Annotated in this window: 18 protein-coding genes and 4 tRNA genes; 17 read left to right on the top strand and 5 right to left on the bottom strand. The window is 67.6% G+C overall.

Going from position 1 to position 22,281, the window contains the following annotated elements; all coding sequences use genetic code 11:
- Positions 1–51: 51 nt before the first annotated feature.
- A complete protein-coding gene (locus ACIOJD_RS05905; RefSeq protein WP_401876634.1) occupies positions 52–540 on the bottom strand; it encodes a YajQ family cyclic di-GMP-binding protein in 489 nt (162 codons plus the stop codon).
- A gap of 293 nt (positions 541–833) precedes the next feature.
- Between ACIOJD_RS05905 and ACIOJD_RS05900 the strand changes: the two genes are divergently transcribed.
- Positions 834–915, top strand: a tRNA-Tyr gene (locus tag ACIOJD_RS05900).
- A 110-nt stretch (positions 916–1,025) separates the two neighbouring features.
- On the opposite strand, the gene ACIOJD_RS05895 is transcribed toward ACIOJD_RS05900, so the two are convergent.
- Positions 1,026–1,685 (bottom strand): NAD(P)H-binding protein, encoded by a 660-nt coding sequence (locus tag ACIOJD_RS05895; RefSeq protein ID WP_401908559.1) that lies wholly within the window; start codon positions 1,683–1,685, stop codon positions 1,026–1,028.
- Positions 1,686–1,743: 58 nt separating this feature from the next.
- Positions 1,744–3,012, bottom strand: a complete 1,269-nt coding sequence (locus ACIOJD_RS05890; protein ID WP_401908557.1) for an amidohydrolase family protein — start codon at positions 3,010–3,012, stop codon at positions 1,744–1,746.
- A gap of 404 nt (positions 3,013–3,416) precedes the next feature.
- On the opposite strand from ACIOJD_RS05890, the gene ACIOJD_RS05885 reads away from it, so the two are divergent.
- The 6 genes from ACIOJD_RS05885 (at position 3,417) to ACIOJD_RS05860 (ending at position 6,042) form a co-directional block, all read left to right on the top strand.
- A tRNA-Thr gene (locus tag ACIOJD_RS05885) sits at positions 3,417–3,489 on the top strand.
- Between the two features lie 47 nt (positions 3,490–3,536).
- A tRNA-Met gene (locus ACIOJD_RS05880) sits at positions 3,537–3,609 on the top strand.
- Positions 3,610–3,701: 92 nt separating this feature from the next.
- The gene (gene rpmG, locus ACIOJD_RS05875) at positions 3,702–3,866 is read left to right on the top strand and encodes a 50S ribosomal protein L33 (protein WP_003956487.1); all 165 of its coding nucleotides are present in this window, start codon (positions 3,702–3,704) and stop codon (positions 3,864–3,866) included.
- A gap of 88 nt (positions 3,867–3,954) precedes the next feature.
- Positions 3,955–4,407: a MaoC family dehydratase N-terminal domain-containing protein gene (locus tag ACIOJD_RS05870; protein ID WP_401908555.1), complete on the top strand. Its 453-nt coding sequence runs from the start codon at positions 3,955–3,957 to the stop codon at positions 4,405–4,407.
- Positions 4,408–4,412: 5 nt separating this feature from the next.
- Entirely contained in the window at positions 4,413–4,841 is a 429-nt protein-coding gene (locus ACIOJD_RS05865; protein WP_401908554.1) for a MaoC family dehydratase, read from the top strand.
- 118 nt (positions 4,842–4,959) lie between these two features.
- The gene (locus ACIOJD_RS05860) at positions 4,960–6,042 is read left to right on the top strand and encodes a UDP-N-acetylmuramate dehydrogenase (protein ID WP_401909029.1); all 1,083 of its coding nucleotides are present in this window, start codon (positions 4,960–4,962) and stop codon (positions 6,040–6,042) included.
- A 43-nt stretch (positions 6,043–6,085) separates the two neighbouring features.
- On the opposite strand, the gene ACIOJD_RS05855 is transcribed toward ACIOJD_RS05860, so the two are convergent.
- Together ACIOJD_RS05855 and ACIOJD_RS05850 are read right to left on the bottom strand one after the other, a co-directional pair.
- A complete protein-coding gene (locus tag ACIOJD_RS05855) occupies positions 6,086–7,114 on the bottom strand; it encodes an adenosine deaminase (protein WP_401908552.1) in 1,029 nt (342 codons plus the stop codon).
- A 134-nt stretch (positions 7,115–7,248) separates the two neighbouring features.
- Positions 7,249–8,475, bottom strand: coding sequence for a pyridoxal phosphate-dependent aminotransferase (locus tag ACIOJD_RS05850; RefSeq protein ID WP_401908550.1), 1,227 nt, complete (start codon positions 8,473–8,475; stop codon positions 7,249–7,251).
- Positions 8,476–8,763: 288 nt separating this feature from the next.
- Between ACIOJD_RS05850 and ACIOJD_RS05845 the strand changes: the two genes are divergently transcribed.
- The 10 genes from ACIOJD_RS05845 to ACIOJD_RS05800 all read left to right on the top strand — a co-directional run bounded on the left by ACIOJD_RS05845 (position 8,764) and on the right by ACIOJD_RS05800 (position 22,085).
- Positions 8,764–8,836 (top strand) — tRNA-Trp (locus ACIOJD_RS05845).
- A 110-nt stretch (positions 8,837–8,946) separates the two neighbouring features.
- A complete protein-coding gene (gene secE, locus ACIOJD_RS05840; RefSeq protein WP_401876645.1) occupies positions 8,947–9,231 on the top strand; it encodes a preprotein translocase subunit SecE in 285 nt (94 codons plus the stop codon).
- 71 nt (positions 9,232–9,302) lie between these two features.
- Positions 9,303–10,175: a transcription termination/antitermination protein NusG gene (nusG, locus tag ACIOJD_RS05835; RefSeq protein ID WP_401908548.1), complete on the top strand. Its 873-nt coding sequence runs from the start codon at positions 9,303–9,305 to the stop codon at positions 10,173–10,175.
- A gap of 186 nt (positions 10,176–10,361) precedes the next feature.
- Positions 10,362–10,796, top strand: a complete 435-nt coding sequence (gene rplK, locus ACIOJD_RS05830; protein WP_401908547.1) for a 50S ribosomal protein L11 — start codon at positions 10,362–10,364, stop codon at positions 10,794–10,796.
- Between the two features lie 86 nt (positions 10,797–10,882).
- On the top strand, positions 10,883–11,605 hold the full coding sequence (rplA, locus tag ACIOJD_RS05825; protein ID WP_401908545.1) for a 50S ribosomal protein L1: 723 nt from the start codon (positions 10,883–10,885) through the stop codon (positions 11,603–11,605).
- 148 nt (positions 11,606–11,753) lie between these two features.
- Positions 11,754–12,689, top strand: a complete 936-nt coding sequence (locus tag ACIOJD_RS05820; RefSeq protein ID WP_401908543.1) for a hypothetical protein — start codon at positions 11,754–11,756, stop codon at positions 12,687–12,689.
- Positions 12,690–12,955: 266 nt separating this feature from the next.
- A complete protein-coding gene (rplJ, locus tag ACIOJD_RS05815) occupies positions 12,956–13,516 on the top strand; it encodes a 50S ribosomal protein L10 (protein WP_401876653.1) in 561 nt (186 codons plus the stop codon).
- A gap of 83 nt (positions 13,517–13,599) precedes the next feature.
- Positions 13,600–13,983 (top strand): 50S ribosomal protein L7/L12, encoded by a 384-nt coding sequence (gene rplL / locus ACIOJD_RS05810; RefSeq protein WP_401908542.1) that lies wholly within the window; start codon positions 13,600–13,602, stop codon positions 13,981–13,983.
- Positions 13,984–14,562: 579 nt separating this feature from the next.
- The gene (gene rpoB / locus ACIOJD_RS05805) at positions 14,563–18,045 is read left to right on the top strand and encodes a DNA-directed RNA polymerase subunit beta (protein WP_401908540.1); all 3,483 of its coding nucleotides are present in this window, start codon (positions 14,563–14,565) and stop codon (positions 18,043–18,045) included.
- Between the two features lie 125 nt (positions 18,046–18,170).
- Positions 18,171–22,085, top strand: a complete 3,915-nt coding sequence (locus ACIOJD_RS05800; protein ID WP_401908538.1) for a DNA-directed RNA polymerase subunit beta' — start codon at positions 18,171–18,173, stop codon at positions 22,083–22,085.
- The last annotated feature ends 196 nt before the right edge of the window (positions 22,086–22,281 follow it).

The following is a 22,281-nucleotide window of genomic DNA, read 5'->3' as shown; positions in this document are numbered from 1 at the left end:
CGAGGTACGGGGCCGGAAACGGATCGCCGCTCCGTCCCCGTACCGCCTTCCCTACCGGTAGTTCACGAACTGGAGCGCGAAATCGAAGTCGTGCCCCTTCAGCAGCGAGATCACGGTCTGCAGGTCATCACGGCTCTTCGAACTGACCCGCAGTTCCTCGCCCTGCACCTGCGCCTTGACCCCCTTGGGGCCCTCGTCGCGGATGAGCTTCGCGACCTTCTTGGCATTGTCCTGGGAGATGCCTTCCTCGATCGAGGCGAAGATCTTGTATTCCTTGCCGGACAGCTGCGGCTCACCGGCGTCCAGCGCCTTGAGCGAGATCCCGCGCTTGATCAGCTTGGACTGGAAGACGTCGAGAATCGCGCTGACCCGCTCCTCGGAGTTCGCCTCCATAAGGATCTTCTCGCCGGACCAGCCGATCGAGGCTCCGACGTTCTTGAAGTCGTAACGCTGCGAGATTTCCTTCGCGGCCTGGTTGAGGGCGTTGTCGACCTCCTGCCGCTCGACCTTCGAGACGATGTCGAAACTGGAGTCGGCCATGTCCTGTGGCTCCTTGTATCGGGGGCTGCTTCGGGGTGTTCGCTTCAGGGTGTTGCTTCGGTGCTGCTCAAAGTGTTGTCCGAGATGCCGCCGGCGGTGCCGACGGGGTGCTCGTCACCTGCTCACTCGGCGACCGGACGCCGCCGACCGCTGCCGTAAAGCCTAGTCACCCGGGCCCACCGCGAGAGCTGATCAATCCTGTGGCAGAGCACCCCTGGGCATCGGGTATCGTTTACGTCGTTGCCACGGAGCACCGCCCACCAGCGGACTCTCCACCGGCAGCGACATCCCATGGCGGTGTGCCCGAGTGGCCAATGGGAGCGGACTGTAAATCCGTCGGCTTAGCCTTCCCAGGTTCGAATCCTGGCGCCGCCACGCGATAAAGAAGATGGCCCCTGCTTCACGGAAACGTGGAGCAGGGGCCATCTTCGTTGTCACGGTCGGTTGTCACGGTCACATAGCCGCGGCCCCAGGCATCACCGAGATCATCGGCCGCCCGCGACCGCCTTCGCGGCCTCGGCCACCGGTACGGTCCCGCCGATCAGTTCCAGCGTCAGACCCGCCGTGCCCGGGGTGTCCAGCAACTCGGCCAGTACGGCCGCCACATCGTCCCGCGTCACAGCGTCCCGGCCCGTCGACTCCGCGAGCCGGACGAGCCCGGTGCCCGGGTCGTTCGTCAGTGCCCCCGGCCGCAGGATCGTCCAGTCGAGCGCGGACCGGGAGCGTACGTACGCGTCCGCCGCGCCCTTGGCGCGCAAATAGGCGTCGAAGACCCCGTCGCCCTCGTGGTCGGGGTTCGCGCCCATCGAGGAGACGACGAGGTGGCGCCGTACCCCCGCGCGCTCCGCCGCGTCAGCGAAGAGCGCCGCGGCGCCACGGTCCACCGTGTCCTTGCGTTCCGTACCGCTGCCCGGACCGGCGCCGGCCGCGAACACCGCGGCGTCCGCGCCTTCCAGCGCCGCCGCCACCTCGTCGACCGAGGCCGACTCCAGGTCCAGGACGACCGGTTCGGCGCCCGCCGCCCGCAGATCGTCGGCCTGTTCCGGCTTGCGGATGATGCCCGCCGCCTCGTGTCCGCGCGTGGCGAGCAACTGCTCCAGCCTCAGCGCGATCTGACCATGTCCTCCGGCAATCACAATTCGCATACTCACGACCGTACGTCCGCCGCGCTGTTCACACTCACGCGCCACGGCGGGGCCCCACTCATGGTCCGGGGTGGCCGGGTTGGCCGGAGGGGCCGAGGTCGGAGCGCCCCTGGCGCGGGAGTTCCAGAGGCAGGGGCGCCGCCGAATCGCAGTACTCCCGCACCGCGCTCGTCCGCGCCACCACCCGCCCGCGATGGATGACGATCCTGCTGTACGCGAGGGACAGCGCGCCGGCGATGTCCTCCCCGCGCACGGCCAGCAGCTCGGCGGGAGATCCGGCCTCCACCCGGACCGCCGGCAGTCCCATTGCCGCCCGTGCCGCCGTGCTCACCGCGTCGTACGCGTCCTGCGGCCGCATCCCGCCCCGCGAGGCCAGCAGATACGCGGCCTCCAGAGGGTCCCCGCGTCCGACCGGATTCGATACGTCCCGCAGTGCGCCGCTGCCCGCGACGACCCGTACACCGGCCGCCCGCAGCAGCTCCACGGGAGCGACACCGCGCTCGTCCGTGCCCCCGCAGCCTCCCTGCGGCAGGCAGACCACCGTCACACCGGCCGCCGCCAGCCGGTCCGCCGCCCGCGCCGCCACATCGGCCGGCAGCCGGGCCAGACCGGCGCAGGGGCCGAGCATCACTCCCGGCCGCAGACCGTCTGCCATCGCCGCGATCCGGACGAGCCCGGCCGGATCGTCACCGTCCGTATGCAGATCGACCGGACAGCCGTGCTCGCCGGCGACCTCCAGTACCGCCTCCACATACCCGGCCGGATCCGGATCGGCGTCGGGCCGGCCGCCCACCGCCCCCGCGCCCATCTTCATCGCGTCGCGCAGCATCGCGAGCCCGTCGGCGCCCGTGAGCCCCGTCAGCAGTCGCGGTACGGCGACGGTGGTCAGGTCGGCGAGGCCGCGCAGCGAACGCCGGGCCCGGAGCACCGCCTCCATCCGGCCGAGCCGCCCCGCGTCGCCGATCCGTACGTGGGAGCGCAGCGTGGTCGCGCCGTGCCCCAGTTGCAGCAGGGCGGCTTCGGTGGCGCGCCGCCGCACATCGTCGGGGCACTCTGCCGACGGCCCGGCCGGTACGGGCGTGGTGAGTGCGCTCAGCGCGGTGTCGCTGTGGGCGTGCGGCTCGGCGGGGGCCGGGAGCAGCAGATAACCGGCGAGGTCCACCCGGGCGCCGTGCGGGGCGAGGCTGCCTGCCGTGCCCACGGCGTCGATCCGGCCCGCGCGGAGTCGTACGTCGACGGTGCGGCCGTCCGTGAGACGGGCGCCGCAGAGGACGAGCGCGGTGGTGTCGGCCGTGGCGCCGTCGGGCGGCGGCTGGCTGTCGGGCATCGCGCTCCTGGTCGGGGCTGCCGTGCCGGGCTGTGGACCGGACCCGGCAGCCCGGCGGTGGGGGGAGTCCGGGCAGGGGCTCTGGCGCGCGGATCACGCAGAGTGGGTCGAGCGTAGGGGCGCCCCAGCCGCGCTTCGGGGAGGAGCGCAATAGTCGTACCGGGCGAGGCCGCGAATGCCGTACGAGTCCCGCACCGGTGCCTGCCGGTGGCGCCACGAGAGCGCCCGTGGGACGGTCGTGCGAGTGCCCTGGTGGAGCCGTACGCGTGGGCCGTACGCGTGCCGAACCAGTGTCCTCCGAGCGCCTTACGAGTGCCTCCGGGGCAACGACGGGACGCGTGAGGTGAGGGCCGGAAAACGGATTTGGGCGAACGGCAACCGACCGTGTAATGTCTTCATCGCTCGCCCCAATAGCTCAGTCGGTAGAGCGTCTCCATGGTAAGGAGAAGGTCTACGGTTCGATTCCGTATTGGGGCTCAGATGTTCGGTGATCCTCGCCTTCGGGCGAGGGGATCCAGCATCGAAGCGGTGTAGCTCAGTCGGTAGAGCAAGCGGCTCATAATCGCTGTGTCACCGGTTCAAGTCCGGTCACCGCTACACACGGTAGCCGATTGCGGGGTCGGTCCTTCGATCGGCTACTCTTTTATGCGTTCATCCTTTCATCCGTTGTCCGTCCAAGGAGCACTCACGTGGCTGCCACCGACGTCCGCCCGAAGATCACGCTGGCCTGCGTGGAGTGCAAGGAGCGGAACTACATCACCAAGAAGAACCGGCGTAACAACCCGGACCGTCTTGAGATGAAGAAGCATTGCCCGCGCTGCAACTCGCACACCGCGCACCGCGAAACGCGCTGAATCAGGCTCGTATGCGAGGCCGTCCCCGTTGGGGGACGGCCTCGCGTCGTTTGTTGTGGTCACATTCATCACAGGAGGGAGCGAGTCCATGGCGCTCGATCAGTCCTTCGTGGGGCGGAGCTATCCGCCCACCGAGCCGTACGAGGTCGGCCGGGAAAAGATCCGCGAGTTCGCCGAGGCGGTGGGCGACCCCAACCCGGCTTACAACGACCCGGAGGCCGCCAAGGCTCTCGGGTACCGCGATCTGATCGCCCCGCCGACGTTCGTGTTCGCTATCACGTTCAAGGCGGCGCGCGGCGTCATCGCCGACCCGCAGCTGGGTCTGGACTACAGCCGGGTGGTGCACGGCGACCAGAAGTTCGCCTACACCCGTCCCGTACAGGCGGGGGACAGGCTGACCGTCACCTCGACCATCGAGACCATCAAGTCCCTTGCCGGGAACGACGTCATCGACGTCCGTGGCGAGGTGCACGACGAGGGCGGCGAGCATGTCGTGACTGCCTGGACCAAGCTGGTGGCCCGCGCCGCCGAGGAGGCGTGAGGACGATGGCCGCGAAGATCGCTTACGACGAGGTCGAGGTCGGCACGGAGCTGCCGGCGCAGAGCTTCCCCGTCACGCGCGAGACGCTGGTGCGGTACGCGGGTGCCTCGGGGGACTTCAACCCGATCCACTGGAACGAGAAGTTCGCCAAAGAGGTCGGACTCCCGGACGTCATCGCACACGGCATGTTCACCATGGCCGAGGCGATCCGTGTGGTGACCGACTGGACCGGCGACCCGGGGGCCGTTGTCGAATACGGTGTCCGCTTCACCAAGCCCGTCGTGGTGCCCAACGACGACGAGGGCGCGCTGGTCGAGGTCAGCGCCCTGGTCGCGGCCAAGCTGGACGACGGCCGGGTCCGGGTGGACCTCAAGGCGATGAGTGCGGGGCAGAAGGTGCTGGGGATGTCCCGCGCCGTCGTCCAGCTCGCCTGAACCGGATCGGTTCTTCTCCTCACGTAAGGGGTGCTCGCAATGGCGGGCACCCCTTACCTGTGGGGCGGACGAGCGCGCGTCCGCCGCTTGATCCCGGCCGCTGAAATTCAGGGATCGCATTTCATCGGCCCGTACTCTTGTTCCTGTGCAGGAACTTCACGATGCCCCCCTCGCCCCCCTGACCACCTTCCGCCTCGGCGGACCGGCGACACGCCTTGTCACGGCCACCACCGACGACGAGGTGATCGACGCCGTACGCGAGACGGACGACGCCGGAACCCCGTTGCTGATCATCGGCGGCGGCAGCAACCTGATCATCGGGGACAAGGGCTTCGACGGCACCGCCCTGCGGATCGCGACCAAGGGGTTCACGCTCGACGGCACCACGCTGGAGCTGGCGGCGGGCGAGACCTGGACCGACGCCGTCGCCCGTACCGTCGAAGCGGGCCTCGCGGGCGTCGAATGCCTCGCCGGTATCCCCGGCTCGGCCGGCGCCACACCGATCCAGAACGTCGGCGCGTACGGCCAGGAGGTGTCCAGCACCATCACCGAGGTCGTCGCCTATGACCGCGCCACCCGCGAAACCGTCGCGCTCGCCGGCGCCGACTGCGGCTTCTCGTACCGCCACAGCCGCTTCAAGCAGCACCCCGAGCGCTGGGTCATCCTGCGGGTCCGCTTCGCGCTGGAGGATGCGGGCGGGCTCTCCGCGCCCCTCAAGTACGCCGAGACGGCCCGCGTCCTGGGCGTCGAGCCCGGCGACCGCGTCCCCGCCGCGACGGCCCGGGACACCGTCCTCGAACTGCGGGCCGGCAAGGGCATGGTGCTGGACCCCGAGGACCACGACACCTGGTCCGCCGGCTCCTTCTTCACCAACCCGATCCTCACCGACGGAGAACACGCCGACTTCGTCACCCGCGCCAGGGCCCGCCTCGGCGACGACGTGACACCGCCCGGATTCCCGGACGGCAGCGGCCGTACGAAGACCTCCGCGGCCTGGCTGATCGACAAGGCCGGCTTCACCAAGGGCTACGGCACGGGCCCGGCCCGCATCTCCACCAAGCACACCCTCGCCCTCACCAACCGGGGCGCGGCGACCACCGAGGATCTGCTCGCCCTCGCGCGCGAGGTGGTCGCCGGGGTCCACGAGGCGTTCGGGATCACGCTGGTTCCCGAGCCGGTGACGGTCGGCGTCAGCCTCTGACGAGCGATTGGCCGCACACAACACATCGCCGGGAGGGGCATCGTCAGTCGGCCAACCAGCCGTCGATCCCCGCCAGCAGACTGTCGCGTACCTCCGCCGGCGCAGCCGAGCCCCGTACCGACTGCCGGGCCAGCTCGGCCAGTTCGGTGTCGCTGAAGCCCTGGTGTTTGCGGGCCAGTTCGTACTGCGCGGCCAGCCGCGAGCCGAAGAGCAGGGGGTCGTCCGCGCCCAGCGCCATCGGGACCCCCGCGTCGAACAGCGTCCGCAGCGGCACGTCCTCGGGCTTCTCGTAGACGCCCAGCGCCACGTTCGAGGCCGGGCAGACCTCGCACGTCACCCCGCGCTCCGCGAGCCTGCGCAGCAGCTTCGGGTCCTCGGCGGCCCGGACGCCGTGCCCGATGCGGGTGGCGCGCAGATCGTCCAGGCAGTCCCGTACGGACGCGGGCCCGGTCAGCTCGCCGCCGTGCGGCGCGGCCAGCAGCCCGCCCTCCCTGGCGATCGCGAAGGCCCGGTCGAAGTCCCTGGCCATGCCGCGACGTTCGTCGTTGGAGAGGCCGAAGCCGACGATGCCCCGGTCCGCGTACCGCACCGCGAGCCGGGCCAGGGTCCTGGCGTCCAGCGGATGCTTCATCCGGTTGGCCGCGACGAGCACCCGCATCCCCAGACCGGTCTCCCTGGACGCGGCGTCCACCGCGTCCAGGATGACTTCCAGCGCGGGGATCAGTCCGCCGAGGTGCGGGGCGTACGACGTGGGGTCGACCTGGATCTCCAGCCAGCCCGAGCCGTCCCGTACGTCCTCCTCGGCGGCCTCGCGCACCAGCCGCTGGATGTCCTCCGGGGCGCGGAGACAGGACCGGGCGATGTCGTAGAGCCGCTGGAAACGGAACCAGCCGCGCTCGTCGGTGGCGCGCAGCTTGGGCGGTTCGCCGCCGGTCAGGGCGTCGGGCAGATGGACGCCGTACTTCTCGGCGAGTTCCAGCAGGGTCGTGGGCCGCATCGAGCCGGTGAAATGCAGATGCAGATGAGCCTTGGGCAGCAGGCTGAGGTCGCGAGGTCGGGTGGTGCTCTCCATTGGTAGATCCTGCCGCACGGGAACGAGGACCGGCAGCCACTTTCCCCGATCGAGATCTTGCCCGAACAGAAAAGCGGGCCCCCGGCCGTGACCGGGAGCCCGCTTTTCCGGAGCGGAGGAGCCGAAGCGGAACGTCAGTTCTTGGCCTCGGCCAGCAGCTTCTGGAGCCGCGTGATGCCCTCGGCCAGGTCCTCGTCGCCGAGCGCGTAGGACAGCCGCAGATAGCCGGGTGTGCCGAACGCCTCACCCGGGACGACCGCGACCTCGGCCTCGTCGAGGATCAGCGCGGCCAGCTCGACCGACGTCCGCGGGCGCTTGCCGCGGATCTCCTTGCCCAGCAGGGCCTTCACCGAGGGGTACGCGTAGAAGGCGCCCTCCGGCTCCGGGCACAGGACACCGTCGATCTCGTTCAGCATCCGCACGATGGTCTGACGGCGCCGGTCGAAGGCCGACCGCATCGCGGCGACCGCGTCGAGGTCGCCGGAGACGGCGGCGATCGCCGCGGCCTGGGCGACGTTGGAGACGTTGGACGTGGCGTGCGACTGGAGGTTGGTCGCGGCCTTGACGACGTCCTTCGGGCCGACGATCCACCCCACTCGCCAGCCGGTCATCGCATAGGTCTTGGCCACACCGTTGACCACGATGCACTTGTCGCGCAGCTCCGGTACGACGGCGGGCAGCGAGGTGAAGCTGGCGTCGCCGTAGACGAGGTGCTCGTAGATCTCGTCCGTCATCACCCACAGGCCGTGCTCGACGGCCCAGCGACCGATGGCCTCGGTGTCGGCCTCGCTGTAGACAGCGCCGGTCGGGTTGGACGGTGAGACGAAGAGCACGACCTTCGTGTGCTCCGTGCGGGCCGCCTCCAACTGCTCGACGGAGACGCGGTAGCCGGTGGTCTCGTCGGCCACGACCTCTACCGGGACACCGCCGGCCAGCCGGATCGACTCGGGGTACGTGGTCCAGTACGGCGCCGGGACGATGACCTCGTCGCCCGGGTCCAGGATGGCCGCGAACGCCTCGTAGATCGCCTGCTTGCCGCCGTTGGTCACCAGGACCTGGGAGGCGTCGATCTCGTAACCGGAGTCACGCAGCGTCTTCGCGACGATGGCGGCCTTGAGCTCGGGGAGCCCGCCGGCCGGCGTGTAGCGGTGGTACTTGGGGTTGCGGCAGGCCTCGACGGCGGCTTCGACGATGTAGTCGGGGGTCGGGAAGTCGGGCTCGCCGGCGCCGAAGCCGATCACCGGACGCCCGGCGGCCTTGAGGGCCTTGGCCTTGGCGTCCACGGCGAGGGTCGCGGACTCGGAGATCGCGCCGATGCGGGCGGAGACCCGGCGCTCGGTCGGAGGGGTTGCAGCGCTCATGAGCCCATGGTCCCAGACCTGAAACTTCCGCGACACACAAGTTTCGCTCTGCGGACAAAACGAGGGTGCTCGCTCTGCGGACAAAAAGACGATGGAGGGATGGGCATATGAACGACCGGTATGAATGACCGAACCGTGCGCGCGATCCCGCGCGAGCCGTGCCGGAGGAAGCTGTTCGACGCAGGGGCCGGGAGCACGTACACTCACTGGTCGTTGGCCCTCAGCAGCCAGGTCCGCACCGCGCACTCCGTGCGTCCGGTCGGATGCGGTAGGTTGAGGGGAACGCAAAGGGTCGTAGCTCAATTGGTAGAGCACTGGTCTCCAAAACCAGCGGTTGGGGGTTCAAGTCCCTCCGGCCCTGCTACACACACCTTCCGCCAGGATGTGTGCGCATGTACGTACGTTTCAATGCATCGCCGTGCGGCTCCCCCGGGCGCGGCACGGCCACGACCCGGAATCAGGTGAGAGAGCGTGACGGACGCCGTGGGCTCCATCGACAAGCCTGATGCCGACGATGAGTCCGCCGAGTCGAAGAAGCCCCGCAAGGGTGGCAAGCGCGGCAAGAAGGGCCCGCTGGGCCGTCTCGCGCTCTTCTACCGTCAGATCGTCGCCGAGCTGCGCAAGGTCGTCTGGCCGACTCGCAACCAGCTGACCACGTACACCACCGTGGTGATTGTCTTCGTAGTCATCATGATCGGTCTGGTGACCGTGATTGACTATGGCTTCCAGCAAGCAATCAAGTACGTCTTCGGCTGATCCCGCGGAGGGCGCCCACGCGGCGCCCCTTTCGCGTGTTCCACCCATTGAGCCAGGAAGAAGCAGCCACCGTGTCTGACCCGAAACTGAACGACGCCAGCGAGTCGGTGGAGTCCACGAAGGACGAGACCGACATCGTCGAGGCGGCGGACGCTGTCGAGCCAGACCAGGCCGAAGCCGCTGACGTCGCCGCCGGCGAACCGGCCGAAGAGGCCGCTGTGCACGTCGAGGACGAGGACGCCGAGGCGTCCGACGAAGCGGAGTCGTCGGAGGAAGCCGACGACGAGGACGCCGTCGAGGACGAGGCCGCCGAGCCCGAGGCTCCGGCCGACCCGATCGCCGCCCTCCGTGAGGAACTCCGCGGTCTGCCCGGCGAGTGGTACGTCATCCACACCTACGCGGGCTACGAGAAGCGCGTGAAGGCCAACCTGGAGCAGCGTGCCGTCTCGCTGAACGTCGAGGAGTTCGTCTACCAGGCCGAGGTCCCCGAGGAAGAGATCGTCCAGATCAAGAACGGCGAGCGCAAGAACGTCCGCCAGAACAAGCTCCCGGGATACGTCCTGGTGCGCATGGATCTGACGAACGAGTCCTGGGGCGTCGTCCGCAACACCCCCGGTGTCACCGGCTTCGTGGGCAACGCCTACGACCCGTACCCGCTGACCCTGGACGAGATCGTCAAGATGCTCGCCCCGGAGGCCGAGGAGAAGGCCGCCCGCGAGGCCGCCGAGGCCGAGGGCAAGCCGGCTCCGTCCCGCAAGGTCGAGGTCCAGGTGCTGGACTTCGAGGTCGGCGACTCGGTCACCGTCACCGACGGCCCGTTCGCCACGCTTCAGGCGACCATCAACGAGATCAACGCCGACTCGAAGAAGGTCAAGGGCCTGGTCGAGATCTTCGGCCGCGAGACCCCGGTCGAGCTGAGCTTCGACCAGATCCAGAAGAACTGAGCCGGTGCCGCTCGCGGCACCAGCGCCCTTCTGAACAGCAGCTTCCGACAGGTCAGGCAGGCTCCCACAGCTGTCTGACCTGTCGGTTTTTGGCCGCACCGCTATACCCGTTATCGTTGTGCGGTATGCCTCCGTCCGGATGACCGGATGGCGGCTGATCACTCTCACTAGGACCCGGAGAGAGCAATGCCTCCCAAGAAGAAGAAGGTCACGGGGCTTATCAAGCTCCAGATCAGCGCCGGCGCGGCCAACCCGGCTCCGCCGGTCGGCCCCGCGCTGGGTCAGCACGGCGTCAACATCATGGAGTTCTGCAAGGCCTACAACGCCGCGACCGAGTCGCAGCGTGGCATGGTCGTGCCGGTGGAGATCACGGTCTACGAGGACCGTTCCTTCACCTTCATCACCAAGACTCCGCCGGCCGCCAAGCTGATCCTCAAGGCCGCGGGCGTGGACAAGGGCTCCGGCGAGCCGCACGTCAAGAAGGTCGCGAAGCTCACCCGCGAGCAGGTGCGTGACATCGCCACGACCAAGATGCCCGACCTGAACGCGAACAACCTGGAAACCGCCGAGAAGATCATCGCCGGTACCGCCCGTTCCATGGGCATCACGGTCGAGGGCTGACCCAGCCGGGCAGGCCCCACCCCAGTGGCAGGACCATGCGCGGTCCGGACCACGAACTCCACACCGAAGAAACACCAGGAGAAGAAGTGAAGCGCAGCAAGGCACTCCGCGGCGCGGAAGCCAAGATCGACCGGGAGCGCAACTACGCCCCGCTCGAGGCCGTCCGTCTCGCCAAGGACACCAGCACCTCCAAGTTCGACGGCACCGTCGAGGTGGCCATGCGTCTGGGTGTCGACCCGCGCAAGGCCGACCAGATGGTCCGTGGCACCGTGAACCTTCCGCACGGCACCGGCAAGACCGCCCGGGTCCTGGTCTTCGCGACCGGTGACCGTGCCGAGGCCGCGCGTGCCGCGGGCGCCGACATCGTCGGCGCCGACGAGCTCATCGACGAGGTTTCGAAGGGCCGTCTGGACTTCGACGCCGTCGTCGCCACCCCGGACCTCATGGGCAAGGTCGGCCGCCTCGGCCGCGTCCTCGGCCCGCGTGGTCTAATGCCGAACCCGAAGACCGGCACGGTCACCCCTGATGTCACCAAGGCTGTGAACGACATCAAGGGCGGCAAGATCGAGTTCCGCGTCGACAAGCACTCGAACCTGCACTTCATCATCGGCAAGGTCTCCTTCGACGAGGCGAAGCTGGTCGAGAACTACGCCGCGGCGCTGGAGGAAGTCCTCCGTCTGAAGCCGTCCGCCGCCAAGGGCCGCTACATCAAGAAGGCCACCCTGGCCACGACGATGGGCCCCGGCATCCCGCTGGACGCCAACCGCACCCGCAACCTCCTCGTAGAGGAGGACCCGGCCGCCGTCTGACACTGACGGCAGTCGCGGGTCACACGCGTACGAAAGCCGGTCCCCGCACCTCTCCGGAGGCGCGGGGACCGGCTTTTCTCACGTGGCGGTGTCGGAGCCGTGCGTTACCGTGCAAGGGAGTTGACTCACAACCAGGGGTGGTGGGGACATGCGTATGTCCGGATGGATGCGTGGGGGCCTCTCGCTGGCGGCCGTGGCGGTGCTGGCCGGCGTCGCGGGCTGCCAGGGCGACGGCGGCGCCGAGAAGGGCGCCTCGGACTCGGAGACGGCCCGGTCCCGGTCCGGTGCCACGGACGCCGTCACCGCGGCCTACGAGAAGACCTCGGCGGCGAAGTCGGCCAGGGTCCGGATGACGGTGTCGATGCCGGCGTCCGTGGGTGTGGGCGGCGACATGGAGATGTCCGGCGTCATGGGGTGGGACCCCACGGTGATGGACATGACCATGAACGGATCGGCCCTGGCAGCCGCCTCCGACACCCCGGGCAAGATCCGTACGGTGTGGCTCGACAACGCCGTGTACATGGACCTGGGCGCCGCGACGGCCAAATCCATGAAGGGGAAGAGCTGGCTGAAGCTCGACATGGGAGCCCTGGACGACGCCTCCGGGGACGCGGGGCTCGGCAAGCAGCTCATGGGCGGCCTGGAGAACGTGAACCAGGACCCGGCCCGGCAGCTCGCCCTGCTGCTCGACTCACCGAATCTGAAGCACGTCGGCGCGGAGAAGGTCGATGGAGTCCGGGCCGAGCACTACAAGGGCACGCTCACCCTGGACGAGCTGATGAAGTCCGACGGCTCGCTCGACGTCCTCGGCGCGAAGGACCGTAAGGCCCTTGTCGACATGCTGAGGAAGTCGGGCATGAAGGGGTACGGCACCGAGGTCTGGGTCAACGAGGACGACTATCCGGTGCGGATGGACGTCGGTACGAAGACCTCTCAGGGCACGGTCAAGGTCTCCGCGCACTACTCGGACTACGGAGCGAAGGCACAGGTCCAGGCCCCGCCGACCGGTGAGACCTTCGATGTCGCCGAGCTGCTGGGTGAGCTCCGGGCCGGCGCGGGCACGGGTGCCGCGAGCGGGAGCTAAACCTGGTCCGGCAGCCCAATTTGCCTGCCGGAGACGCGGTCACGTACTCTTCCCCAGAAGCCAAAGACCGCTGGTCGTTGCCGTGTGCTCGTAAGAGGGTGCGGCGGCCGAAGGATCCGCTAGCTGCGGACGACCCGCGTAGGTGACTGTGGACAGCTCCCGGATTCCATTCGGTCGAGCTACGCCCCGTGCGCCTGCGCCGGGGCGTTTCGTTTTGCCCAGCCCCTTCTGAGCGGTCCTCATCACCCGGAAGGAGGCCGACGCTCATGGCAAGGCCCGACAAGGCTGCCGCGGTAGCCGAGCTGACGGACCAGTTCCGCAGCTCGAACGCCGCTGTGCTGACCGAGTACCGGGGTCTCACCGTGGCGCAGCTCAAGGAGCTGCGTCGTTCTCTCGGTGAGAACGCCCAGTACGCCGTGGTGAAGAACACGCTGACCAAGATCGCGGCCAACGAGGCCGGGATCAACCAGCTGGACGACCTGTTCTCGGGTCCGACGGCGGTTGCCTTCGTCACCGGTGACCCGGTGGAGTCGGCGAAGGGTCTTCGTGACTTCGCCAAGGACAACCCCAATCTCATCATCAAGGGCGGTGTCCTTGACGGTAAGGCGCTGAGCGCTGATGAGATCAAGAAGCTTGCGGACCTCGAGTCCCGTGAGGTTCTGCTCTCCAAGCTGGCCGGTGCCATGAAGGGCAAGCAGTCGCAGGCTGCCTCGCTCTTCCAGGCGCTTCCGTCGAAGTTCGTCCGCACCGCGGAAGCGCTTCGCGCCAAGAAGGAAGAGCAGGGCGGTGCCGGTACGCCGGCTCCCGTCGAGGCCGACTCCGAGTAATCACGCTCGTTCGGTCGCAGCGGGCCGGTACGCCCGCGGAACTGTACATACGGCACCAGCCGAATAGTGGAAGGACCGCCATCATGGCGAAGCTCAGCCAGGAAGACCTGCTCGCGCAGTTCGAGGACATGACCCTCCTCGAGCTCTCCGGGTTCGTGAAGGCGTTCGAGGAGAAGTTCGACGTCACCGCCGCCGCCGCGGTTGCCGCCCCGGTCGCCGGTGTCCCCGGTGCCCCGGCCGAGGCCGAGGCCGAGCAGGACGAGTTCGACGTCATCCTCACGGGTGCCGGCGACAAGAAGATCCAGGTCATCAAGGTCGTGCGTGAGCTGACCTCCCTGGGCCTCAAGGAGGCCAAGGACCTCGTGGACGGCGCCCCGAAGCCCGTCCTCGAGAAGGTCGCCAAGGACGCCGCCGAGAAGGCCGCCGAGTCCCTCAAGGGCGCCGGCGCCTCCGTCGAGGTCAAGTGACCTCGTTCGAGTCCGCAGCCGCGCGCCGATAGGCGTACGGAGGCAGTCTCGGCGCCGCGAGGCGCAGCGTTGACGCGAAGGGCGATCACCCAGTCGGGTGGTCGCCCTTCCGTGCTCCCGTGGGGGGTGCCTTGCTCTTCGGCTCGTGGCGAGTATCGTGATCATCGCCGTGCCTCCGTACCGCCTCGTGACTTTCCACATGGGGTGGGGGGCCTTGACGAACCGCACGCAGCGCGCAATTCTCAGGACGCGTCGTCACAATCGATCCGGATCCGAGGCATGGATCGATGGCGAAGAGGGCAGTATCGATGTGCGCCTAGACGGCGCGAGGTTTGCCGTAGTTGAGACAAGGGTGTTGAGAAAAACGAGGGTGTCGGGAAACCCGCTCTGGACATCAGTGTGCCAAGTGGCTACACTGACCCTTTGCGCTGCCTGTTAGCTGCTCCCTGCCCGTCACCAGGGGCACCCCCTCGCAAGAGCACCGGTGAGTGAACGGCCCTGATCTGGGCTTTCCCTCTCCGCGCCCCGCTTGGGACCGGTACGCGCGTAGTGAGTCCGAGCCCTCGGAAGGACCCCCTCTTGGCCGCCTCGCGCAACGCCTCGACCACGAATACGAACAACGGCGCCAGCACCGCCCCGCTGCGCATCTCCTTTGCAAAGATCAAGGAGCCCCTCGAGGTTCCGAACCTCCTGGCGCTGCAGACCGAGAGCTTTGACTGGCTGCTCGGCAACGCCGCTTGGAAGGCTCGTGTAGAGGCGGCTCTCGAGAACGGGCAGGACGTCCCCAGGAAGTCCGGTCTGGAGGAGATCTTCGAGGAGATCTCCCCGATCGAGGACTTCTCCGGGTCGATGTCGCTGACCTTCCGCGATCACCGCTTCGAGCCTTCCAAGAACTCGATCGACGAGTGCAAGGAGCGCGACTTCACGTTCGCCGCCCCGCTCTTCGTCACCGCCGAGTTCACCAACAACGAGACCGGCGAGATCAAGTCTCAGACGGTCTTCATGGGCGACTTCCCGCTCATGACCAACAAGGGCACCTTCGTCATCAACGGCACCGAGCGTGTCGTGGTGTCCCAGCTGGTCCGCTCGCCGGGTGTGTACTTCGACTCCTCGATCGACAAGACGTCCGACAAGGACATCTTCTCCGCCAAGATCATCCCGTCCCGGGGTGCCTGGCTGGAGATGGAGATCGACAAGCGCGACATGGTCGGTGTCCGTATCGACCGGAAGCGCAAGCAGTCCGTGACCGTCCTCCTCAAGGCTCTCGGTTGGACGACCGAGCAGATCCTGGAGGAGTTCGGCGAGTACGAGTCCATGCGCGCCACCCTGGAGAAGGACCACACCCAGGGCCAGGACGACGCGCTCCTCGACATCTACCGCAAGCTGCGTCCGGGCGAGCCCCCGACGCGCGAGGCGGCTCAGACGCTGCTCGAGAACCTCTACTTCAACCCCAAGCGCTACGACCTCGCGAAGGTCGGCCGCTACAAGGTGAACAAGAAGCTCGGCGCGGAAGAGCCGCTGGACGCCGGTGTGCTCACCACCGACGATGTCATCGCGACCATCAAGTACCTGGTCAAGCTGCACGCCGGTGAGACCGAGACGGTCGGCGAGTCCGGTCGTTCGATCATGGTCGAGACGGATGACATCGACCACTTCGGCAACCGTCGTATCCGTAACGTCGGTGAGCTGATCCAGAACCAGGTCCGTACGGGTCTCGCCCGTATGGAGCGCGTCGTGCGTGAGCGCATGACCACCCAGGACGTCGAGGCGATCACGCCGCAGACCCTGATCAACATCCGGCCGGTCGTCGCCTCCATCAAGGAGTTCTTCGGCACCAGCCAGCTGTCGCAGTTCATGGACCAGAACAACCCGCTGTCGGGTCTGACGCACAAGCGTCGTCTCAACGCGCTGGGCCCGGGTGGTCTCTCGCGTGAGCGGGCCGGCTTCGAGGTCCGTGACGTGCACCCGTCGCACTACGGCCGCATGTGTCCGATCGAGACGCCGGAAGGCCCGAACATCGGTCTGATCGGCTCGCTGGCCTCCTACGGCCGGGTCAACGCGTTCGGCTTCATCGAGACCCCGTACCGCAAGGTCATCGAGGGTGTCGTCACCGACGACGTCGACTACCTGACCGCCGACGAAGAGGACCGCTTCGTCATCGCGCAGGCCAACGCGACGCTCTCCGAGGAGATGCGTTTCGAGGAGTCCCGCGTACTGGTCCGCCGCCGTGGTGGCGAGATCGACTACATCCCGGGCGACGACGTCGACTACATGGACGTCTCGCCGCGCCAGATGGTGTCGGTCGCGACCGCCATGATCCCGTTCCTGGAGCACGACGACGCCAACCGTGCCCTCATGGGCGCGAACATGATGCGTCAGGCCGTGCCGCTGATCACGTCCGAGGCGCCGCTCGTCGGCACCGGCATGGAGTACCGCTGCGCGGTCGACGCCGGTGACGTCATCAAGGCGGAGAAGGAAGGTGTGGTCCAGGAGGTATCCGCGGACTACATCACCGTCGCCAACGACGACGGCACGTACACCACGTACCGCATCGCCAAGTTCTCCCGCTCGAACCAGGGCACCTCGGTCAACCAGAAGGTTGTCGTCAACGAGGGCGACCGGGTCATCGAGAGCCAGGTCCTCGCCGACGGTCCCGCCACCCAGCAGGGTGAGATGGCGCTCGGCAAGAACCTTCTCGTGGCGTTCATGCCGTGGGAGGGCCACAACTACGAAGACGCGATCATCCTCAGCCAGCGGCTGGTGCAGGACGACGTCCTCTCCTCGATCCACATCGAGGAGCACGAGGTCGACGCCCGTGACACCAAGCTCGGCCCCGAGGAGATCACCCGGGACATCCCGAACGTCTCCGAAGAGGTCCTCGCGGACCTCGACGAGCGCGGCATCATCCGTATCGGTGCCGAGGTCGTCGCCGGGGACATCCTGGTCGGCAAGGTCACGCCCAAGGGTGAGACCGAGCTGACCCCGGAGGAGCGTCTGCTCCGCGCGATCTTCGGTGAGAAGGCCCGTGAGGTCCGTGACACCTCGCTGAAGGTGCCGCACGGCGAGACCGGCAAGGTCATCGGTGTGCGCGTCTTCGACCGCGAGGAGGGCGACGAGCTGCCGCCGGGCGTGAACCAGCTGGTTCGCGTGTACGTCGCGCAGAAGCGCAAGATCACCGATGGTGACAAGCTCGCCGGCCGTCACGGCAACAAGGGCGTCATCTCGAAGATCCTGCCGATCGAGGACATGCCGTTCCTGGAGGACGGCACCCCGGTCGACATCATCCTCAACCCGCTGGGTGTCCCGTCCCGGATGAACCCGGGACAGGTCCTCGAGATCCACCTCGGCTGGCTCGCCAGCCAGGGCTGGAAGGTCGAGGGCAGCGAGGAGTGGATGGAGCGCCTGAAGTCCATCGGCGCCGACGAGGTCGCCTCCGGCACCAACGTCGCCACCCCGGTGTTCGACGGTGCCCGTGAGGACGAGATCTCCGGTCTCTTCGAGTCCACGATCCCGAACCGTGACGGCAACCGGATGGTGCAGCCGTCCGGCAAGGCGAACCTGTTCGACGGCCGCTCCGGTGAGCCGTTCCCGGACCCGATCTCGATCGGGTACATGTACATCCTCAAGCTCCACCACCTGGTCGACGACAAGCTGCACGCGCGTTCGACCGGCCCGTACTCGATGATCACCCAGCAGCCGCTGGGTGGTAAGGCGCAGTTCGGTGGTCAGCGCTTCGGCGAGATGGAGGTGTGGGCGCTGGAGGCTTATGGCGCCGCGTACGCCCTCCAGGAACTGCTGACGATCAAGTCCGACGACGTGACCGGCCGCGTGAAGGTGTACGAGGCCATCGTCAAGGGCGAGAACATCCCCGAGCCCGGCATTCCCGAGTCCTTCAAGGTTCTCATCAAGGAAATGCAGTCGCTCTGCCTCAACGTGGAGGTGCTGTCCTCGGACGGTATGTCCATCGAGATGCGCGACACGGACGAGGATGTCTTCCGCGCTGCGGAGGAGCTCGGTATCGACCTGTCCCGGCGAGAGCCGAGCAGCGTCGAAGAGGTCTGACGGGTTCGCCGGCCGGATCCCGTATCCGGCCGGCTCTCCCCGGACCCGTTCAGACCATTGCTGAAGTGCCCCATCTACTCGCTGACGCGAGGGGCTCGAACCCCCGAAAGAGGGATTGACGACAAGTGCTCGACGTCAACTTCTTCGACGAGCTGCGGATCGGCCTTGCCACCGCGGACGACATCCGGACCTGGTCGCACGGCGAAGTGAAGAAGCCGGAGACCATCAACTACCGCACGCTCAAGCCCGAGAAGGACGGACTCTTCTGCGAGAAGATCTTCGGTCCGACCCGGGACTGGGAGTGCTACTGCGGCAAGTACAAGCGTGTCCGCTTCAAGGGCATCATCTGTGAGCGCTGTGGCGTGGAAGTCACGCGCGCCAAGGTGCGCCGTGAGCGGATGGGCCACATTGAGCTGGCCGCGCCCGTCACCCACATCTGGTACTTCAAGGGCGTCCCGTCACGCCTGGGGTACCTGCTCGACCTCGCGCCGAAGGACCTCGAGAAGGTCATCTACTTCGCCGCGTACATGATCACGTTCGTGGACGAGGAGCGCCGTACGCGCGACCTGCCCTCGCTGGAGGCCCACGTCTCCGTCGAGCGTCAGCAGGTCGAGAACCGTCGCGACTCCGACCTCGAGGCCCGCGCCAAGAAGCTCGAGACCGACCTGGCCGAGCTGGAGGCCGAGGGCGCCAAGGCTGATGTGCGCCGCAAGGTGCGCGAAGGCGCCGAGCGTGAGATGAAGCAGCTGCGTGACCGTGCGCAGCGCGAGATCGACCGGCTCGACGAGGTGTGGAACCGCTTCAAGAACCTCAAGGTGCAGGACCTGGAGGGCGACGAGCTCCTCTACCGCGAGCTGCGTGACCGCTTCGGCACGTACTTCGACGGTTCGATGGGCGCCGCCGCGCTGCAGAAGCGCCTGGAGTCCTTCGACCTGAACGAGGAGGCCGAGCGCCTCCGCGAGATCATCCGTACCGGCAAGGGCCAGAAGAAGACCCGTGCGCTCAAGCGCCTCAAGGTCGTCTCCGCGTTCCTCCAGACCAGCAACAGCCCCAAGGGCATGGTGCTGGACTGCGTGCCGGTGATCCCGCCGGACCTGCGTCCGATGGTGCAGCTGGACGGTGGCCGCTTCGCGACCTCCGACCTGAACGACCTGTACCGCCGTGTGATCAACCGGAACAACCGCCTCAAGCGTCTCCTTGACCTCGGTGCCCCCGAGATCATCGTGAACAACGAGAAGCGGATGCTCCAGGAGGCCGTCGACGCGCTGTTCGACAACGGCCGCCGCGGTCGCCCGGTGACCGGTCCCGGTAACCGTCCGCTGAAGTCCCTGAGCGACATGCTCAAGGGCAAGCAGGGCCGTTTCCGTCAGAACCTGCTCGGCAAGCGAGTCGACTACTCGGCCCGTTCCGTGATCGTCGTCGGTCCGCAGCTCAAGCTGCACCAGTGCGGTCTGCCGAAGGCCATGGCGCTGGAGCTCTTCAAGCCGTTCGTGATGAAGCGCCTGGTGGACCTGAACCACGCGCAGAACATCAAGTCGGCGAAGCGCATGGTCGAGCGCGGCCGTACGGTCGTGTACGACGTGCTCGAAGAGGTCATCGCCGAGCACCCGGTGCTGCTGAACCGTGCGCCGACCCTGCACCGCCTGGGCATCCAGGCCTTCGAGCCGCAGCTGGTCGAGGGCAAGGCCATCCAGATCCACCCGCTCGTCTGCACCGCGTTCAACGCGGACTTCGACGGTGACCAGATGGCCGTCCACCTGCCGCTCTCCGCGGAGGCGCAGGCCGAGGCGCGCATCCTGATGCTCTCCTCGAACAACATCCTCAAGCCGGCCGACGGCCGTCCGGTCACCATGCCCACCCAGGACATGGTGCTCGGCCTCTTCTTCCTCACCACGGACGAGGAGGAGCGCAAGGTCAAGGGCGCGGGCCGGTCCTTCGGCTCCACCGCCGAGGCGACCATGGCGTTCGACAACCGGGAGCTGTCGCTCCAGGCGAAGGTCGACATCCGCTTCCCGGTGGGCACCATCCCGCCGCGCGGCTGGACCCCGCCGGTCTCCGACGAGGTCGACACCGACGGCACCGCCGTCGAGTGGCAGCAGGGCGACCCGTTCCGGCTGCGTACAACGCTGGGCCGCGCGCTCTTCAACGAGCTGCTGCCCGAGGACTACCCGTTCGTCGACTACTCGGTGGGCAAGAAGCAGCTCTCCGAGATCGTCAACGACCTGGCCGAGCGCTACCCCAAGGTCATCGTGGCGGCGACGCTCGACAACCTGAAGGCGGCCGGCTTCTTCTGGGCGACCCGCTCCGGTGTCACCGTCGCCATCTCCGATGTCGTCGTGCCCGAGGCGAAGAAGGCGATCGTCCAGGGTTACGAGGCGCAGGACGAGAAGGTCCAGAAGCAGTACGAGCGCGGTCTGATCACCAAGGACGAGCGCACCCAGGAGCTCATCGCGATCTGGACCAAGGCGACCAACGAGGTCGCCGAGGCGATGAACGCGAACTTCCCGAAGACCAACCCCATCTTCATGATGGTGAACTCGGGTGCTCGTGGAAACATGATGCAGATGCGTCAGATCGCCGGTATGCGTGGTCTGGTGTCCAACGCCAAGAACGAGACGATCCCGCGTCCCATCAAGGCGTCCTTCCGTGAAGGCCTGTCCGTGCTGGAGTACTTCATCTCCACGCACGGTGCCCGTAAGGGTCTGGCCGACACCGCCCTGCGTACCGCCGACTCGGGTTACCTGACCCGTCGTCTGGTGGACGTCTCGCAGGACGTGATCATCCGCGAGGAGGACTGCGGCACCGAGCGCGGTCTGAAGCTGCGGATCGCCGAGCGCGGCGCCGACGGTGTCCTGCGCAAGGCGGAGGACGTCGAGACGTCCGTGTACGCCCGGATGCTCGCCGAGGACGTCGTCGTCGACGGCAAGGTCATCGCGCCGGCAAATGTCGACCTGGGCGATGTCCTGATCGACGCCGTCGTGGCCGCCGGGGTCGAGGAGGTCAAGACCCGCTCGGTCCTGACCTGCGAGTCCGCGGTCGGCACCTGTGCCTTCTGCTACGGCCGCTCGCTGGCCACCGGCAAGCTGGTCGACATCGGTGAGGCGGTCGGCATCATCGCCGCCCAGTCCATCGGTGAGCCCGGTACCCAGCTGACGATGCGTACCTTCCACACCGGTGGTGTGGCGGGTGACGACATCACCCAGGGTCTGCCCCGTGTCGTCGAGCTCTTCGAGGCCCGTACGCCCAAGGGTGTCGCCCCGATCTCGGAGGCGGCGGGCCGCGTCCGTATCGAGGAGACCGAGAAGACCAAGAAGCTCGTCGTCACCCCGGACGACGGCAGCGACGAGACGCCGTTCCCGATCTCGAAGCGTGCCCGTCTGCTCGTGGGCGAGGGCGACCGGGTCGAGGTGGGCCAGAAGCTCACCGTCGGTGCCACCAACCCGCACGACGTGCTGCGGATCCTCGGTCAGCGCGCGGTCCAGGTCCACCTGGTCGGCGAGGTCCAGAAGGTCTACAACTCGCAGGGTGTGTCGATCCACGACAAGCACATCGAGATCATCATCCGGCAGATGCTGCGCCGTGTGACGATCATCGAGTCCGGCGACGCGGAGCTGCTGCCGGGCGAGCTGGTGGAGCGTTCGAAGTTCGAGAACGAGAACCGTCGTGTGGTCACCGAAGGCCGCCAGCCGGCCTCCGGCCGTCCGCAGCTGATGGGTATCACCAAGGCCTCGCTGGCCACCGAGTCGTGGCTGTCGGCGGCGTCCTTCCAGGAGACGACCAGGGTCCTCACCGACGCGGCGATCAACGCCAAGTCGGACTCCCTGATCGGCCTCAAGGAGAACGTCATCATCGGTAAGCTCATCCCGGCCGGTACGGGCCTGTCCCGCTACCGCAACATCCGGGTCGAGCCGACCGAGGAGGCCAAGGCCGCGATGTACTCGGCCGTCGGCTACGACGACATCGACTACTCGCCGTTCGGCACGGGCTCCGGCCAGGCCGTTCCGCTGGAGGACTACGACTACGGTCCGTACAACCAGTGAGCGGGTGCCGGTACCTCGCTCACCGGTTTCGGTGAGCGGGTCGCCGGTCGCTGATTCGTGATTCGTGATGCGACTGAAGGGCGGTCACCCCACGGGGTGGCCGCCCTTCGGCCGTCGGTGGTCATGACCGGCCGTGTGGGCGGTGCTGCGGGGTGGTGGTGCGGGGCGGTGGTGCGGTGGGTGTGTAGGGCGGGGG

Origin of the sequence: Streptomyces sp. NPDC088116 (genome assembly GCF_044741745.1) — a bacterium.
Classification (GTDB): domain Bacteria; phylum Actinomycetota; class Actinomycetes; order Streptomycetales; family Streptomycetaceae; genus Streptomyces.
Note: the sequence above shows the minus strand (reverse complement) of the source record. Positions and strands in the feature narration are given on the sequence as shown.

Bases quoted from the DNA above. Each gene is read 5' to 3' on its own strand.
- ACIOJD_RS05905 (WP_401876634.1), bottom strand. From the start codon at position 540: ATGGCCGACTCCAGTTTCGACATCGTCTCGAAGGTCGAGCGGCAGGAG.
- ACIOJD_RS05895 (WP_401908559.1), bottom strand. From the start codon at position 1,685: ATGCGAATTGTGATTGCCGGAGGACATGGTCAGATCGCGCTGAGGCTG.
- ACIOJD_RS05890 (WP_401908557.1), bottom strand. From the start codon at position 3,012: ATGCCCGACAGCCAGCCGCCGCCCGACGGCGCCACGGCCGACACCACC.
- ACIOJD_RS05870 (WP_401908555.1), top strand. From the start codon at position 3,955: ATGGCGCTCGATCAGTCCTTCGTGGGGCGGAGCTATCCGCCCACCGAG.
- ACIOJD_RS05865 (WP_401908554.1), top strand. From the start codon at position 4,413: ATGGCCGCGAAGATCGCTTACGACGAGGTCGAGGTCGGCACGGAGCTG.
- ACIOJD_RS05855 (WP_401908552.1), bottom strand. From the start codon at position 7,114: ATGGAGAGCACCACCCGACCTCGCGACCTCAGCCTGCTGCCCAAGGCT.
- ACIOJD_RS05850 (WP_401908550.1), bottom strand. From the start codon at position 8,475: ATGAGCGCTGCAACCCCTCCGACCGAGCGCCGGGTCTCCGCCCGCATC.
- rplK (WP_401908547.1), top strand. From the start codon at position 10,362: ATGCCTCCCAAGAAGAAGAAGGTCACGGGGCTTATCAAGCTCCAGATC.
- ACIOJD_RS05820 (WP_401908543.1), top strand. From the start codon at position 11,754: ATGCGTATGTCCGGATGGATGCGTGGGGGCCTCTCGCTGGCGGCCGTG.
- rplJ (WP_401876653.1), top strand. From the start codon at position 12,956: ATGGCAAGGCCCGACAAGGCTGCCGCGGTAGCCGAGCTGACGGACCAG.
- rplL (WP_401908542.1), top strand. From the start codon at position 13,600: ATGGCGAAGCTCAGCCAGGAAGACCTGCTCGCGCAGTTCGAGGACATG.